This is a genomic window from Haladaptatus sp. R4, from assembly GCF_001625445.1.
Lineage (GTDB): Archaea > Halobacteriota > Halobacteria > Halobacteriales > Haladaptataceae > Haladaptatus.
Genome location: NZ_LWHG01000011.1, coordinates 338,832 through 353,971, shown reverse-complemented (window position 1 = coordinate 353,971; position 15,140 = coordinate 338,832). Strand labels below are relative to the sequence as shown.

20 protein-coding genes are annotated in these 15,140 nt (G+C 60.3%); 8 read left to right on the top strand and 12 right to left on the bottom strand.

Going from position 1 to position 15,140, the window contains the following annotated elements:
• Positions 1–7: 7 nt before the first annotated feature.
• From A4G99_RS05445 to A4G99_RS05420, 6 genes are all read right to left on the bottom strand, one after another.
• Complete coding sequence (locus tag A4G99_RS05445; RefSeq protein ID WP_066140421.1) at positions 8–538, bottom strand: TlpA disulfide reductase family protein; 531 nt, start codon at positions 536–538, stop codon at positions 8–10.
• Positions 535–1,206, bottom strand: coding sequence for an SCO family protein (locus tag A4G99_RS05440; RefSeq protein WP_066140419.1), 672 nt, complete (start codon positions 1,204–1,206; stop codon positions 535–537). The genes A4G99_RS05445 and A4G99_RS05440 overlap by 4 nt, the downstream gene beginning before the upstream one ends.
• Before the next feature lie 148 nt (positions 1,207–1,354).
• Positions 1,355–1,555 carry a hypothetical protein gene (locus A4G99_RS05435; protein WP_150123044.1) on the bottom strand — a complete coding sequence of 67 codons (201 nt, stop codon included), beginning with the start codon at positions 1,553–1,555 and terminating at the stop codon, positions 1,355–1,357.
• A 5-nt stretch (positions 1,556–1,560) separates the two neighbouring features.
• Positions 1,561–1,977, bottom strand: a complete 417-nt coding sequence (locus tag A4G99_RS05430; protein WP_066140413.1) for a helix-turn-helix domain-containing protein — start codon at positions 1,975–1,977, stop codon at positions 1,561–1,563.
• A 235-nt stretch (positions 1,978–2,212) separates the two neighbouring features.
• Positions 2,213–2,527, bottom strand: coding sequence for a hypothetical protein (locus A4G99_RS05425; protein ID WP_066140410.1), 315 nt, complete (start codon positions 2,525–2,527; stop codon positions 2,213–2,215).
• A 14-nt stretch (positions 2,528–2,541) separates the two neighbouring features.
• Positions 2,542–3,093, bottom strand: a complete 552-nt coding sequence (locus A4G99_RS05420) for a DoxX family membrane protein (protein ID WP_066140408.1) — start codon at positions 3,091–3,093, stop codon at positions 2,542–2,544.
• Positions 3,094–3,338: 245 nt separating this feature from the next.
• Between A4G99_RS05420 and A4G99_RS25730 the strand changes: the two genes are divergently transcribed.
• The 3 genes from A4G99_RS25730 to A4G99_RS05410 all read left to right on the top strand — a co-directional run bounded on the left by A4G99_RS25730 (position 3,339) and on the right by A4G99_RS05410 (position 4,780).
• Positions 3,339–3,509, top strand: coding sequence for a hypothetical protein (locus A4G99_RS25730; protein WP_190303694.1), 171 nt, complete (start codon positions 3,339–3,341; stop codon positions 3,507–3,509).
• 103 nt (positions 3,510–3,612) lie between these two features.
• Entirely contained in the window at positions 3,613–4,074 is a 462-nt protein-coding gene (locus A4G99_RS05415) for a pyridoxamine 5'-phosphate oxidase family protein (RefSeq protein WP_066140406.1), read from the top strand.
• Between the two features lie 70 nt (positions 4,075–4,144).
• Positions 4,145–4,780 (top strand): helix-turn-helix domain-containing protein, encoded by a 636-nt coding sequence (locus tag A4G99_RS05410; RefSeq protein ID WP_066140404.1) that lies wholly within the window; start codon positions 4,145–4,147, stop codon positions 4,778–4,780.
• A gap of 36 nt (positions 4,781–4,816) precedes the next feature.
• Here A4G99_RS05410 and A4G99_RS05405 read toward each other — a convergent pair whose 3' ends face one another.
• The 4 genes from A4G99_RS05405 to A4G99_RS05390 form a co-directional block, all read right to left on the bottom strand.
• Positions 4,817–5,647, bottom strand: a complete 831-nt coding sequence (locus tag A4G99_RS05405) for an ABC transporter permease (protein ID WP_066140401.1) — start codon at positions 5,645–5,647, stop codon at positions 4,817–4,819.
• Positions 5,644–6,627 carry an ATP-binding cassette domain-containing protein gene (locus A4G99_RS05400; RefSeq protein ID WP_066140398.1) on the bottom strand — a complete coding sequence of 328 codons (984 nt, stop codon included), beginning with the start codon at positions 6,625–6,627 and terminating at the stop codon, positions 5,644–5,646. Before A4G99_RS05400 ends, A4G99_RS05405 begins: the two co-directional genes overlap by 4 nt.
• A 140-nt stretch (positions 6,628–6,767) precedes the next feature.
• The gene (locus A4G99_RS05395; protein WP_066140395.1) at positions 6,768–7,169 is read right to left on the bottom strand and encodes a helix-turn-helix domain-containing protein; all 402 of its coding nucleotides are present in this window, start codon (positions 7,167–7,169) and stop codon (positions 6,768–6,770) included.
• Positions 7,170–7,448: 279 nt separating this feature from the next.
• The gene (locus A4G99_RS05390) at positions 7,449–8,612 is read right to left on the bottom strand and encodes an HD domain-containing protein (RefSeq protein ID WP_066140392.1); all 1,164 of its coding nucleotides are present in this window, start codon (positions 8,610–8,612) and stop codon (positions 7,449–7,451) included.
• A gap of 506 nt (positions 8,613–9,118) precedes the next feature.
• On the opposite strand from A4G99_RS05390, the gene A4G99_RS05385 reads away from it, so the two are divergent.
• The 4 genes from A4G99_RS05385 (at position 9,119) to A4G99_RS05370 (ending at position 12,886) form a co-directional block, all read left to right on the top strand.
• Positions 9,119–9,910, top strand: a complete 792-nt coding sequence (locus A4G99_RS05385; protein ID WP_066140388.1) for an alpha/beta fold hydrolase — start codon at positions 9,119–9,121, stop codon at positions 9,908–9,910.
• Positions 9,911–10,201: 291 nt separating this feature from the next.
• Positions 10,202–11,629, top strand: coding sequence for a class I adenylate-forming enzyme family protein (locus A4G99_RS05380; protein ID WP_223301726.1), 1,428 nt, complete (start codon positions 10,202–10,204; stop codon positions 11,627–11,629).
• A 62-nt stretch (positions 11,630–11,691) separates the two neighbouring features.
• Complete coding sequence (locus tag A4G99_RS05375) at positions 11,692–12,384, top strand: type 1 glutamine amidotransferase (protein ID WP_066140385.1); 693 nt, start codon at positions 11,692–11,694, stop codon at positions 12,382–12,384.
• A gap of 79 nt (positions 12,385–12,463) precedes the next feature.
• Positions 12,464–12,886 (top strand): hypothetical protein, encoded by a 423-nt coding sequence (locus A4G99_RS05370; RefSeq protein WP_066140382.1) that lies wholly within the window; start codon positions 12,464–12,466, stop codon positions 12,884–12,886.
• 31 nt (positions 12,887–12,917) lie between these two features.
• On the opposite strand, the gene A4G99_RS05365 is transcribed toward A4G99_RS05370, so the two are convergent.
• The gene (locus A4G99_RS05365; protein WP_223301725.1) at positions 12,918–13,379 is read right to left on the bottom strand and encodes a hypothetical protein; all 462 of its coding nucleotides are present in this window, start codon (positions 13,377–13,379) and stop codon (positions 12,918–12,920) included.
• Between the two features lie 120 nt (positions 13,380–13,499).
• The gene (locus tag A4G99_RS05360; RefSeq protein ID WP_066140376.1) at positions 13,500–13,724 is read right to left on the bottom strand and encodes a UPF0175 family protein; all 225 of its coding nucleotides are present in this window, start codon (positions 13,722–13,724) and stop codon (positions 13,500–13,502) included.
• 117 nt (positions 13,725–13,841) lie between these two features.
• Between A4G99_RS05360 and A4G99_RS05355 the strand changes: the two genes are divergently transcribed.
• Complete coding sequence (locus tag A4G99_RS05355) at positions 13,842–15,005, top strand: acyl-CoA dehydrogenase family protein (RefSeq protein WP_066140374.1); 1,164 nt, start codon at positions 13,842–13,844, stop codon at positions 15,003–15,005.
• Positions 15,006–15,140 lie beyond the last annotated feature (135 nt).

The following is a 15,140-nucleotide window of genomic DNA, read 5'->3' as shown; positions in this document are numbered from 1 at the left end:
ATCTACCCTATTTACTCTGTTTCTTTGCCGCCTCGATTTTTGAGCGCAGCGTATCGATGCTGGCCACACCGCGATCCGACCAGACGATGGTGCCGTCCGCATCCGCGACCGCGAGGAACGGGAGACCGCCCGCGTTCAACGAGGACATAATCTCGCTGTCCGGGTCGAGACCGAGCGTCCACTGACCGTCGTGTTTTTTCCACCACGAGCGAACGTCACCCTTCGTCAGCGTCCCGCCGATTCGCTCGTTCGTTATCGAGACGAACCGGACGTCGTCACCGTACTCGTCGTGTGCTTTCGTGAGCGCCCGCATCTGCTTTGCACACGGCGAACACCACGTCGCAAAGAGGTCGATAACGGTGACGGTGTCCGAAACCGGAACCCGCACCGACCCGGATTCGGAACCCGGTGCACGCATCGTCGTGACCTTCCTCGGCAATCCGCCGTCGTCACCCGAAAGGCCGTTCAGCGCGATCCACGCACTGCCGCCGGTAATGCCGAGTCCGGCGATTCCGGTGAGGAGACGACGTCGGTTCATCCTCGAACTTTTTCGAGATCGTCGATGATCTGTTTCTGCGGCGGACTCTGTCCACGGTACGAGCGCTCGACGTAGCCCTTCTCGTTGGCCAGTAGGACGAGCGCCGAGTGGGTGAACATGTATTTGTCCTTGGATTTTTGCTTCGTTCGTTCGAAATGGACGCCGAAATCGTCCGTGACGATAGTTTTCGCCCGTTTCTTCGACTGCGGGCGAAGGAAGTGCCAGTCGTCGATGGACTGATCGATGTTCATCTGTTTCGAATATTTCTTCAACCGTTGGGCATCGTCACGCTGCGGGTCGAACGAAATCGGCAGGAAGGCGACGTCCGAGGCGTATCCGTTCTGCTGTGCGTGTGTCTGGACGTTTCTGAGCGTCGAGACGAGCACCGGACAGATCGTCTTACAGTGCGTATAGATGAACGTGATGAGACTCGGTTTGTTCACATCACGGAGCGATATTTTCTTTTCTTCGAGCGGTGCCGGAATCGTCAAATCGGGGATTTGCTGATTCCACGCGGGATACGGAAGCTTCGAAACGTCGTAATTCACGTCGGGTTTGCTCATCGTGACGTTCGGATGCGAGTCACCGCCGAACGACCCCAAACAACCGGCCGCCGTGACCGCGATTCCTGTCGCCGAAAGTGAACGGAGATATCCCCGTCGGTTCATAGCCGAGGTTTGTAACCGGAGTATGAAAGGCAATCTGGTTCAATCATCGAAGGCCGAGCGATGAGCGTTCGGAATCGTCCCGGAGAAATCACGTATCGCAGTAGAACCGCATGAGAGCGACTGGATCGTCGGCACAGGCCATCGGAGTTCAGTACGTATCCGGTTCGTTGATGACGTCATCGAACTCGTGTGCCCCCGCGGTTGCGAGATACTGGGATATCGTTTCCTCCTCCCCGGACTCGTCCAACCGAATAGGAATATCGGTCTGCTGTGGTTCGGTAATCGTCGGTTCTCCGGTGATGGACTCGAACAGCGACGCGAAATGCTCGGTTCGTTCGGTTCGGTTCATCACGATCAGTCCTCCATCCCGAACCCAAAGCCGGTGTGTGATTTGGGTCCCTCGTGCTGTGAGATGTGTAGTTCGAACGTCCCCTCGGGAGACATCGAGATGACCACGTTATCGACGATTCGGACGTACTCGCTCACGTGTTTTCCGGCCCCGCTGATCCGCACGCGTTCTTCGAGTAGTCCGTCGTCCGCGAGCAGGTTGAGTTTGCGGTACGTGGTCGAGAGCGGCAATCCACATCGGTTCGAAATCTCGCTTGCCGAAAGCGCTTCGTTGCTGGTCGCATCGAGAATGTCCTGACAGTCCGACGTGTTGAGTACGGTGAGGAGATCTCGAACGGCGTCCTCGTTTTCGACTACCGTCCGTCGCTTCGGCGACTGCTCGAACGTTTCAACCGCACCGACGACGTTCTGTGATTGACTCATACTATTCGATCACGTGCTTGGAGGAACAATTAACAGCCACAGTACTCGGGGTACTTTATATACTGGTTCGAATCGTCCCGTCAGCGATGGGCGACGGACGCGCGATTTCGCGTCCACTCGCACGTTCGCGGCGCTTCGACGTGACGTGGTCGGTAGCGGGACGCTGATGGTAAGCGACTCCGGACGAAAAGCACGATTATCCTTCGAAGCGGTCGTTGAAACTCCCGAACCGGGATCAGTGATGTCCGGTTGAGGCGCTCCGTTCGGGCGTGTGCCTCGCCTCCGGCGAAGTGATCACCGTGAATAGTTTGTAAACCGCGTACAGCATGAACACGACGAGTCCGAGGGCGATGATCGTTCCGCGAACCTCAACTGGGAACGCGGGGGTCGTGACGACCTGTCCCGCGTCGTTCGTCGTCGCAATCGCGGAAGGGTCCCCGAGGAAGGTATCGATGAACCCTAACACGACCGTTCCGAGCAGGATGAGCCCGCCGCCGAGGACCATTGCAATCTTATCAACGATACCGAGTTCCGAGTGTGTTGTTGTCATGTCTTGTCGCCTCCTTAGCCGAGCAGGTACCGCATCCACGTGTGGTCGTTCACGAAGTCAGTTCCCTCGATGATGGCGTCGAGTCCCCAAATTCGACCGGCGCCGAACACGATAAGCTGCACGAAGAGGAGAATTCCCAGCAACTCGCCGGTCACGTAGCCGTTGGCGAAGTCGGCACCGCCGAGATAGAAGAAGAACAACAGGAACGCGCCGAAAAACGACGCGAGGCGGGTGAGAACGCCGAAAAGCACACCGAGACCGATCAGCAGTTCACCGAGCGGGATCATGACGTTCGCGAAGGCGAGGAGCCATCCCGTGTTTCCGGCCCACACGAGGAAGCCGTGAAGCCAGTCCGGTGCAGCGGTCGTACCGTGGATGAGCCATCCGCTCGCGTCGAACGATTCCGCGGGGGCGTACCAGAGATTTGCGAACTTTTCGAGACCCGCGGCGGTGAACCACCAGCCGACGAGGAGGCGCGTGAGAACGATCACGTAACTCGACCACGGACCCGAGAAGTCGAACGAGACCTCCCTTCCGAGGAGACTTGTGTTGACGTTTTCTACCATTTGTCTTACTCCAGTTCGAGAAACGACCGTCGATGTACCAAGTGTAGCGCTAATTACCGTTCGGTGAGAAGAGTTATCGTTTGGTGGGAAGACCTCGATTCGCTCACAGTAGCGGGCAGACACGTGATTCTCATCGAATCAGGAGAGACACCGCTTTGGCCGCGTTGTACGCGGAGACCCCCGATTCTCTCGCGTTCGGAAAGAGAGGATGGTATTTATTACGGGGAAGCGTAGTAGCGAATACGATGAGTAGCGAAGGGATAGACGAGTACATCTTCGCCTGTCCGGAGTGCGGGGAAACGTTGACCGTGAACGATTCGATGAGGGCCGCCCTTATCGGAAAGGGATGCGTCATCTGTGGGAGTGCCGTCACGGCGGACGCGTTCACGGAAGCGTCGATTGCGGACTCCTCGTGATACCGCCGCATCTGTTCTTTCTTGTAGGGACGTGATTTCGTCCGAAACGGACAGCATCACAGGCAACTATTAATGGGACTCTCTCCATTCGGCAATATAAGATATGGCTTTGGATCAGCAGGTCGAGCTATCTACAGAGGAGACGGATACAATCCTTGGCGATCACGAAACCGGCGTGCTCTCACTCGCGCGCGAGAACGATCCGTACGCCATTCCGATTTCATACGGCTACGACGTCGAGAACCGGCGGTTCTACTTACGATTGGTTTCGACACCACAGAGCGAGAAGCGGCGCTTTCTGGCGTCCGCGCCACAAGCCCGTCTCGTCGTGTACGACGAGAACGGGAATCTGTATCGAAGCGTCGTCGCAACCGGAACCCTCCGGGAGATTTCGCGGGACGAGTTGACCGTCGAGCATATCGAACAGTACGGCGAGGCGAAACGTCCGCTGTTCGAGATTTGGGGCGAATCGAAGCAGAATCTCGATATTCAGCTCTACCAACTCACGCCGGACGAGTTGAGCGGCCGCCGAGTGAGAGTCGAGCGGGAGAGCGACGTCGAGTAGATAGGAGAGCGATTAGATAGTGGAGCGGTAGGTCGAAAAAGCGCCAACGCAAACCATCCCGCAAACAGCCATGTTACCTGGAATCCGAGCAACCGTGGAGTTTCGGACGCCCGAAGGGTGTCCGCTCGCCAAACACTCGGCGTTGGCGGAAACCACTATCCACTCGGTCGCCGTGAGCGCTCGCCCCTCTGACGACACGGAACTCGTAACCGAATTTTCGATGGACGCGGAGTACGACCCGGAGGGGGATATCACGCCGATATTCTCGCACGGGACGACGCGACGGTATCGGTTCGTCCACGAGGACGGTGTAAGCTGCCCGTGTGAGTGCTTGGGGCAACATGGCTGTCCGATCACCCGCTACGATATTCGGGAGGGGACGCTGATACTGGTTTTCTACGCCGATGGCTACGACCAACTACAGGACGTTATCGCTGATCTCCGTGAGCGCTTTCCCGACGTGGACATCAAACGGTTCATTCGTTCTCCAGCGGGGGAACGGACTCGTGATCTCGTCTTCGTGGACCGGGGCAAGCTAACGGCTCGCCAACGGCAGATTCTCCGAAAATCGTACGAAATGGGGTATTTCGAGCGCCCGCGACAGGCGAACGCGACGGAAATCGCCGAAGCGCTCGACATCAACCCCTCCACGTTCAGCGAACACCTCGCGGCAGCGGAGTCGAAAATCCTCGACGACTTGTTCTGATCCGCGGCGAGTCGTCCTCGCCGTTGCCGCCGTTCTTCACCGCGCACTGGCGCTGGTGGCGCGTCGAATCACGACCAACGCGAGTCCGGCGAGGATGAGGTCGAGGACGATGAGGACGGCAATCGACGGGAGGATGGTGTCCCACTCCCAGCCGGTGATGACGAGCGCGCGCGCCGCATCGACGCCGTAAGTGATGGGATTGACGGCGCTGATGTACTGAATCCACTGCGGTAGCCGGTCGACCGGCAGGAACGCGCTGGAGACGAACAGCAACGGGAGTTGTAGGAAGTTCACGGCGATGATAGTCGATTCAGTGTCCTCGGTCTGAATCCCGACGACGTTCGAGAGCGCCGTGAACCAAATCGAGAACAGGATGCCGATGAACATCAGCGCGAGCACGCCGAGGAATCCCGTGGCGATGTTCGCTCCGAGGGCGACGCCGACCACGACGACGATGATGATCTGCACGCAGATACGGGCGACTTCGGCGAGCGTCTTCCCGAGGAACACCGCTCCGCGATTCATCGGCGAGACGAGCGCCTTCGCGAACATTCCCGTCTCGATGTCGTTGACCAGCCCGATACCGGAACTCGCGGCGGCGACGAGCGACACCTGAATGACGATGGCGGGCAGGAGGAAACTGATGTACTTGATGTCCTGACCGGGTCCGCCGATAGCGCCACCCGTGACCTGTCCGAACACCTGCGAGAACAGGACGAGGAAGATGAGCGGCTGGACGATGGAGGACGTGACGATGAACGGGTTTCGAACCGATTTGAGCAGCCACCGCCGCATGTTCACCCACGTGTCGCCGAGGAAGCCGTTCCCGGGCGCGAGCTTGTGGTGGTTGTCCGTATCGGTGCTCATAACATCACCTCCGTGTTCGATTCGACCGCCTCCTCCGCTTCGACACCTTCGCCCGTCACCGCGAGGAACACGTCGTCGAGCGTCGGCGAGCGAACGTCGAAACCGTCGATTTCCACGCCCGCCTCACGAAGCGCGACGAAGTAGTCGGGGGTGTTCGTTCGAATCCTCGTGGACCCGACCGAGATGCCGTTCGTCGTCTCGGTGACGACGGCGTCGTCGAACACGTCACCCGATTCGGCGATGCGGGTCGCCACGTCCGCGTCGGACGGCGCGAGTTCGAGTTCGAGGATATCGCCGCCGACCTCGCGTTTGAGTTCGTCCGGGGAGCCGGTCAGGTCGATTTCGCCGTCCTTGATGAGCGAAATTCGGTCGCACAGTTGGTCCGCTTCCTCCAAGTACTGCGTCGTGAGGAACACCGTGGTTCCCTCGCGGTTTATCTCGCGGAAGTAGTCCCAGAGGCGGTTGCGCGCCTTCGGGTCGAGTCCGGTCGTCGGTTCGTCGAGGAAGACGACCGGCGGGCGGTGGACCAGCGCGGTGACAGCGTCGAGTCGCTTTTTCATCCCACCGGAGAAGGTTTTCGCCGACTTGTCCGCGACGTCCAGCAGGTCGGCGAGGTCGAGCAGTTCGTCCGCGCGCTCGCCGCGATCGGGCTTTGGGATGCCGTACGCGGCCGCCATGTACTCGACGTTCTCGCGGGCGGTCAACTCCTCGTCGATGCTCGTCTCCTGTGCCATGTAGCCGACCGACCGGCGGACGCTCTTCGGGTCCTCGGCCACGTCGTAGCCGTTCACCGTCACCGCGCCGTCGGTCGGTCGCAACAGCGTGACGAGCGTTCGAATCGTCGTCGTCTTCCCGGCCCCGTTCGGACCGAGGAAGCCGAAGAACTCGCCCTCCGGAACGCGCATGTCCACGCCGTTGACGGCCTCGGTACCGTCGGGGTAGACGACGTGAACGTCCTCGGCGCGAATCGCGTCGGTCATCTCGGACCCTCCGTCCGCTCTGGTTGGAGTGTAAGGATGTGTTTCATCACGCCCTTTGCTTTCGCTTCTGTAGTCATATACTATCGAGTCAGTAGTAGTGTATCGACTACAGAATTTGTAGTAATGGAACCTTCGGCGACTCAATCGCCATCGCCGTCGAGGTCGTAGACCGACGCCCACTCGTAGAGGTGGATGAAAACCGGCGCGAGACCGTTGGCGGCGTCGGTCGGTTCGTACTCGACTCGCGGCGGTATCTCGTCGTAGGAGTGACGGGTCAAAAGCCCCGCATCGGTGAGTTCCGAGAGCCGTTTGGAGAGCGTCGTCGGCGACACGTCGAGTCGGTCTTCGAGGTCGGAGAATCGAAGCGGTCCCTCGTTCAGGGAGAAGAGGTGGAGGACAGGGAGGGCATAGGCACGCCCGAGCAGCGTGAACAGTTCCGCGACCGTCTCTTTTTGCTCGGGTTCCCCGTACTCATCGAGTTCGTCCCGATACCGTCGTCCGCGTTCGATGATCTCCTCCGCGTCCGGAATGCCGTCGTCCATACGGTCGCTACGCATTCGGTAGTCATAGCGTTCTCGCACCTCCCTCGAACCCGAACCCGTTTCGTCCGGGCTGGTATCTCCGTCAGGAGATTCTATATAGCGTCATAGAATTTATTCAGAAGCAGCCGCGTAGCACCTCGTTTTCCATCATTCGAATGGAGACGACGTATATCCGCGGATAACGGCGTTTCACGCCATCAAGTCGTTCGAAGACGGACCGCAAACGCAGCCAATTCGGATCCAGCAACCGCTCGCTCGTAATTGGAAACGCCAACTACGTCAGCGTGCCAGTCCGAGAACCGATTTCGCCGCGCGTTCAACGTCGTCCGTCGTCGCTTCCGGCGCGTACACGCCCAACCGCCACTGCGTTCGCTGTGACTCCTGCAATCCCTGCACCAGCGGGGATTGGTCGGCCAGCCGCCTGATTTCGCCGTTGACGACCACTCGACTCGACGATTCGGGCATGCTCGGTTCCCCGGGCGTGTCGAGCAGGACGTGTTCGGGTTCGACCCCTGCCTTCGCGGCGATGTCGCGCTCGAACTCCCGGACCGACTCGTGGCTCGTCGTCACGACGTCGTCCGGGACCGCCCCCCATTCGGCCCACACCGCGCGTTTGAACAGGTTTCGTTCGGCGATTCGGTTCGCAATCGCCGCCGTCTCCTCGCAGTTTCGGAGCGCCGCGAGCAGTTCGGCGTCGGTGAATCGCTGGAATTTCTCGGACGATATCTCCGTCGAATCCAGCAGTCGCTCGCTCGTCCGTTCCAGCATCGCACCAGCGATTCGGGAGACGTGGTGGCGGTAGACGGTGGCGTTCATCAACGCGCGGGCGACGAGGAGGCTTTCCGCGGTCTGGACGTTTCCGTCCGCCAGCACGAGGTTGCCGTCCGCGAACCGGAGTGCACTGAGTAGGCGACCGTAATCCACGGTGCCGTAGGGGACGCCGGTGTGGTGGGCGTCGCGCACGAGGTAATCCATTCGATCAACGTCGAGTTCGCCCGCCACGAGTTGGCCGAGTTCGCCCTCGCCAGCGACGAGTGCGGCGATTTCCTTCGGATTCAGGTCGTAGCGTTCGAGCACCGCGGCCAGTTCCCCGTGATCGAGCAGGTCCACGACTTCGTCGTGATGTCTGCCCAGTCGCCGTTCGATGATGCCCTCGGTCTGGTGGCCGTAGGGGCCGTGCCCCACGTCGTGAAGCAAGGCCGCGGCTTGCACCGCCGTCGCTCGGCGGTCGTCGATTCCGAGGCGGTCCACAGCCTGTCCCGCTAGGTGGGTGACGCCGATGCTGTGTTCGAATCGCGTGTGGTTCGCCGACGGATACACCAGCCGAACCGTACTCAACTGCTTGATGTGTCGCAAGCGCTGGACGGGTGCCGTGTCCAGCAACGCCGCCGCGACCGCCGGGAGTTCCACGTAGTCGTGAACGCTATCCTTGATCGCCTGCATGAGAGGTGGAGATTTTTGTGGGAGCGATAAAGTGTCTCGTTTTTTTCGACAACGACGAGGATGGAGAGGGGATTTTTGCTCCGATTTGGTCCGTCTCGGCTAGTTCGTCCGGCCGAGTGGCGCGTGCGAGAAACGCGCGCGAGGGATGACGAGCGTCAGCGAGGAATCGGCTGGGGAGGTTCGTGGTGCGTTGCGGTTGCGGTATGATGCGGCTCGGTTACTGAAATGCCAGCCTACCCAACCGCACCGATTCGTAGCGAGTTCAGTCGGAGCGTTGCTCTGACGACGTCACGCTCGCAGCGCTCGCGCGACCGGACGGAGGCTTCCGAGGTCTGCTTCCTAGCAACTTGGTTGCTGTCGAAGTCGGACACGATACCACCAGACATCCTTCACATGTCCGTAGAAAATAAGAAAGAAAAGTAGATGTTAGAGATAACCAACACCCATCTCTAGTCGCGTTCGAAACGGACGATTTGAAACGCACGAACCACCTACACTCGACAGAGATGCCTTTCGCGGAACACGATGGAACTTCGATCTACTACGAGACGGACGGGTCGTCGAAACACGATACGGTGGCGTTCGTGGGTGATGCGGCCTACGGCGCGTGGCAGTGGGGATGGCAACACGCCGCCGTCACCGGGCCGTTCGAGTCGCTGGTGTGGGACCACCGCGGGACGGGGAAGTCCGACGCGCCGGACGGACCCTACTCGGTCGCGGAGATGGCGGGCGACTTGGATGCGGTGCTGGCCGACCACGGGGTCAGAAAAGCTCACCTCGTCGGTGCCGGACTGGGTGGGATGGTCGCGCTCCACTACGCGAAGCAGTTCTCGCGCGCGAAGACGCTGACGCTCATCGGCACGGCGGCGGACGGGTCCTCCCTCGCGCCGGACGTTCGGGACCGCCTGCTGGCCGAAAAGACACCCGACGCGCTTCACGAGTCGCTCCGACCGGCCGTGAGCGAGGAAGCGTTCGCGGCCGGACTGGAGGACGTGGTGGAGTGGCGGCTCGCGGACGACGCCTCCCTCCCCGCCCAGCGTGCCCAATTCGCGGCGCTAGAGGCGTTCGACGTGAGCGACGAACTGTACGAAATAACGACGCCGGCAATCGTTTGTCACGGCACCGACGACCGAGTGATCCCCGTGGAGGCCGGAAAGGAACTGGCCGATGGACTGCCACGCGGCGAGTTGGTGACGTTCGAGGACGCGCCACATCTCGTTCACGTCGAGCACTCGAAGGCGGTCAACGACGCACTGCTCGACTTCCTCGCCCGACACGTTGACGAGACGTTCGACTAACCGTTACGCGTCGAACCGATTCCGTTGTTACCGATCCCAAACTATTCGATCCGACACTCGTCGCACGTCCCGTCTTCGATATAAACCGAGAGTACCTGCTTTCCGCACTCATCACACTCGACGAGGACGTCCTCCGTATCGGTTTCACTATCCTGTGTCATTTTGTCCGTGAATGACATTGTAGGACTTGCTTATTAACCTATTTTATATGGTTCTGACATATACATGATAGGTTCGAGAAACGTCGATTCGCCCCCGAACTGCTAACCCGTCTCGCGTCGCAGAGAAGGTATGTCGCTCGCATCGAAGCGACACGCCGATCGCTGGGGAGATCGGACGGCAATCGTGGACGGGGACGAGCGGGTTTCCTATACCGAACTGGCAGCGCGCGTCGAGACGGCAGCGGGCCGACTCACTGCGCTCGAAGTCGGACACGGGGATAGGGTAGCCCTCGTCTCCAGAAATCGCGTCGAAGTCCTGGTTTACCTGTTCGCCGTCCGCCGCGTCGGCGGCGTGTTCGCACCAGTTTCACATCACTTGACACCGGCTACCGTCTCGGAACCGATGGCGCAAATCGATCCCGACCTCGTGCTGTTCGAGTCGGCACAGCGCGATCTCGTTCGGCAGTTCGACGCCCGTTCGTTCGAGGAGTTCGACCGCGTGACGCCGAACGACGCACAATCGGTCGAGTGGGATGAGAACGAAGGGGACGGTCGAGACACCACCCTACTGGTTCACACCGAGGACGGAACGCGAGTCGTCAGTCTGTCGAACCGGGCAGTGGAATGGAACTGTCGCGCGGCCACCGCTGGCTGGGGTCTCGGCAGAAACGACTGTACGCTCACCGTACGTCCGCTGTCACTCCCGGATTGTTTGCTCGGCTTCGCGCTTCCGCTCCTCACGGTCGGCGGCCGAGTCGTGCTCCGGCGTGTCGTTCGACCCGGCGGACGCGTTGTTCGCGATCGAGAACCACGGCGTGACCTGCATGGAGGGCGGTCGACCGAGTTCCGCGAACTGGTCGACGAAGGGGGGTCGCTGACGAACCGCTCGTCGCTCGACTGGGCGCGAGCCCGCGGCCACGTGCCGCCGGACGTGCGCGAAGCGTTCCCGGTTCCACTGCTCCGCGTCTACGGCCGTCCGGAGACGGGACCGAACGTCCTCCGCGAGTCGCCGGGGTCGGAGGGAACGCTCTATCCGTTCCCGAGCTATGCGGTTCGAATCGGAGACGGGACGAAAACGGACGAGGAGATCGGTGAACTGTTCGTCAGCGGTCCGGCGACGGCCAGCGGGTCCCTCGACGGCGAGGCGTTCGGCGAGTGGGTGCCGACGGGCGACGTGTTCCGACGTGGACCGAAGGACTCGGAGGATTCGAACGAGTCGAACGGCTACGTCCTCGTCGCCGACGACGAAGCCATCGAAAGCGGAGCGGAACCGATCCACCCCTGGGCAGTCGAGACGGTGCTCGAATCACATCCGGACGTGCGCGCTGCGGGCATCGTCGAAACCGTCGCGGAGACCGGAGGGATGGCATCGAAGGCGCTCGTCGTCGGGGACGTTTCGCCGGGCGAACTCAGGGAGTTCGCGGAGGAACGACTCGCGGCGCACGAAGTGCCACGGTCCATCGAATCGGTCCCGTCGCTTCCTCGGCATTCGAGCGGCGAACTCGACCGGGGTGAGCTACGCCGACGGTTTGGAACGTGGAACTCCGAGGGCGGGTAGACAGCGGCGAAATCCCCGCTAACGAAACGCATTTGAGGGATCGAGTTGCTATCTGTAGGCGAATGAGTCGGCTCCGAATCGCATTTTTGAACGCCGCACACGGCGATACGAACACGCGACGAAACTTCCGTCGCGAACTCGACGCGGACCTCGTCGAGTTCGACGCGACCGAACGCCACCTTCCCGACAGTTTCGACTTCGACGCGGCCGTCATCTCCGGGTCGCGCGCGTCGGTGTACTGGGACGAAGATTGGATTCCACCCCTCAAATCGTGGGTGGACGACGCCATCGAGACCGGAATGCCGATGCTCGGCATCTGCTACGGCCATCAACTGCTGGCCGACGTTCTCGGCGGCGACGTTCGTGACATGGGCGAGTACGAAATCGGCTATCGAGTCGTCGAGCACACCGGCGAATCCGTGCTGTTCGAGGGTATCGACCGCGAATTTACCGCGTTCACGACCCACTCGGACGAAGTCGCGGAGCTCCCGCCGGGTGCGACGCCCATCGCGGAAAACGAATACTCGAACCACGGCTTCCGAAAGGGGGACGTGTTCGGACTCCAGTTCCATCCCGAGTACGACACCGACACCGCCGAGGAGGTCACGCAGGGCAAGGACCTCGCGGAGGAACGCCTTCAGAAAGTGTTGGACGGCATCAACGAGGAAAACTTCACGGCAGCCTGCGAGACGAAACTCGTCTTCGAGAACTTCACGGAGTACGTTCGTGACGTGCAGGAACCCGCCGCCGACTGAGCTTCATTATCGATAGGGAGATAAATAGCCTGAATACTGAACCACCAGAGTAACCCTCGTCCGACGAGTGCTAGTCCTTATGGCAGACCAGACGACAAACGATGACGGTGGTTCTTCACGCGCCACCGCCTCGCCAGCGGGGCCGAGTACGGACGTCCCACCGCTTTCACAGGACGCCCTCTTCGACGCCCTCGCGTCCCGTCGAAGTCGCTACATCCTTCACAATCTGCGGTCGGAGGACACGCCGGTCACCCTCGACACGATCGTCGACACCGTCGCCGCATGGGAGATGGACAAATCCATCGACCTCGTCTCCGACGAACACCGCCGCAACGTCCTCATGTCCCTCCAGCACACCCAACTGCCGAAACTGGCGATGGCCGGACTCGTCCAGTACGACGAGGAACGCAGTCTCATCGACAAGGGGATTCACGCCGACCAAGCCGACGCCTACCTCGACATCGCCGTCGCGCGGGATGACGCGGTGCCGACGCCGGAATAATGCCATTTTGCGGGTGATGTAGAAGAGGTCGTTAGAGTACTTCTTCGACGCTATCGACCGGTGAATAGTATCCGATGTCTTCCACCCATGCACGAAGCCACTCGTCAGCGGTTTTTACCGAGAGCATGTCTTTCCGAATTCCGTGGACTAAAATTCCAATCGAGCCAGTGACTTGGACATCGAGGTCTCGTGCTAGCGTCCGGGCATCTCCGTCGTCGCTTGCGAAGATGATCGAATATTCGTCATGACCACCGATATGAGCATGTCTTTTCCACGTACTCTCATCAAGAGCAACTGCGAGGGCATGTGCTTCTCCAGTATCCAGTTCCCTGTTCAGCCGTGGAGACATCATGTCTACGAAAGAACTATTTAGTCGTGGTGCAGAAATTTCACAGCCAATCTCTGCACTTGAAACCGTTTTAGGCGGCAATTCGGAAAGTGCCCGCTCTAAAAATCCGTACCCATCTTCGACACCCTGTTCTAGCTCAGCCACTACTTGACGAGCAGTATATAATTGGTCGAATACATCCACGAGAAAGTCTATCGAATCCGTGTGCGCGAAATTAGAGAGCACAGTAGCGTCGAGAACTACAAATTGGGAGTGTCCACTCATCTATTCGTCAGAAAGCGCGTCGATATCGCTCAGAATTTCGTCTTTCGATTTCGGTCCTAACCGCAGAGAGACACCGGAGTCGCTGAGAATGGTTCGCATCTCCATTCGAGAGATATCGAGACGGTCCGCCGCCTGTCCGAGGGTCAACTCTTCGAGGGCATAGAGTCCGATGACGGTTGCGAGTTCGTCATCATCGCTCGTGGCACGCTGGTTGTGGGCCGCCATTTGTACGTGTAACAATTCGTCAGCTAAACTAATCAATGTTCGCCTGTTCCCCACTTCGAGTATCCGCTTGCCCCCGGAGTAGGAGAGCTTTTTAGCCTCCCCTCCGGAGAGTTTTGCATGCTCGATTACGTGGAATTGGAGGCCGACCTCGGACAGGAAGAGCGGATGGTTCGGGACACCGCCCGCGAGTTCGTGGAGGAGCACGTCAAACCGGACATCGGCGATCACTTCGAGGCGGGAACGTTTCCGGAGGAGATCATCCCCGAGATGGGTGAACTGGGCTTCTACGCGCCGAACCTCGATGGCTACGGCCTGCCGAACCTGAGCGAGACGGCCTACGGCCTACTGATGCAGGAACTCGAAGCCTGTGACTCCGGCCTGCGCTCGATGGCGAGCGTACAGGGCGCGCTCGTGATGTACCCCATCCACGCCTACGGGTCCGAGGCCCAGAAGGACCGTTGGCTCCCCGACCTCGGCGAGGGGAAAGCGGTCGGTTGTTTCGGCCTGACGGAACCCGAACACGGGTCGAACCCGTCGGCGATGGAAACCTACGCGGAAAAGGAGGGCGACGAGTACGTCCTCAACGGTTCGAAGACGTGGATCACCAACTCCCCGATTTCGGACGTTGCGGTCGTCTGGGCGCGTGACCGCTCGGCCGAGGACTCGCCGGTTCGCGGCTTCCTCGTGGAGACCGACCGTGACGGCGTAACGACGAACAAGATCGACGACAAACTCTCGCTCCGTGCGTCCATCACGGGCGAAATCAGCCTCCAGAACGTCACGATTCCCGAAGATTCCGTCCTGCCCGGCGTCACCGGGATGAAGGGACCGCTCTCCTGTCTCACGCAGGCCCGCTACGGCATCGCGTGGGGGGCAATCGGCGCGGCCCGCGACTGCTTCGAGACGGCCCGCGACTACGCCACCGAACGCGACCAGTTCGGCGGCCCCATCGCCCGGTTCCAACTCCAGCAGGACAAGTTGGCCGAGATGGCGACCCAAATCACGACGAGCCAACTGCTGGTTCACCGCCTCGCCGAGTTGAAAGAGCGCGGCGACCTCCGTCCACAACACGTCTCGATGGCGAAGCGAAACAACGTCCGGATGGCCCGCGACCAGGCCCGCGTCGCCCGCGAGATGCTCGGCGGCAACGGCATCACCACGGACTACCCGCCGATGCGCCACATGGCGAACATGGAAACGGTGTACACCTACGAGGGCACCCACGACATTCACACGCTGGTTCTGGGGCAGGATCTCACCGGCATCGCCGCCTTCGAGTAGTACCAATTTATTCGGTCCTCCTCGATGCGCTTCGCGCATCTCGTCGAACCGCTCGCAAAAATCTACGCTAAAAAGGCCGACGGCTCACTTCGTTTCGCCGTCGTGAACCGCGCTCACTGTGTTCGCGCGGATGCT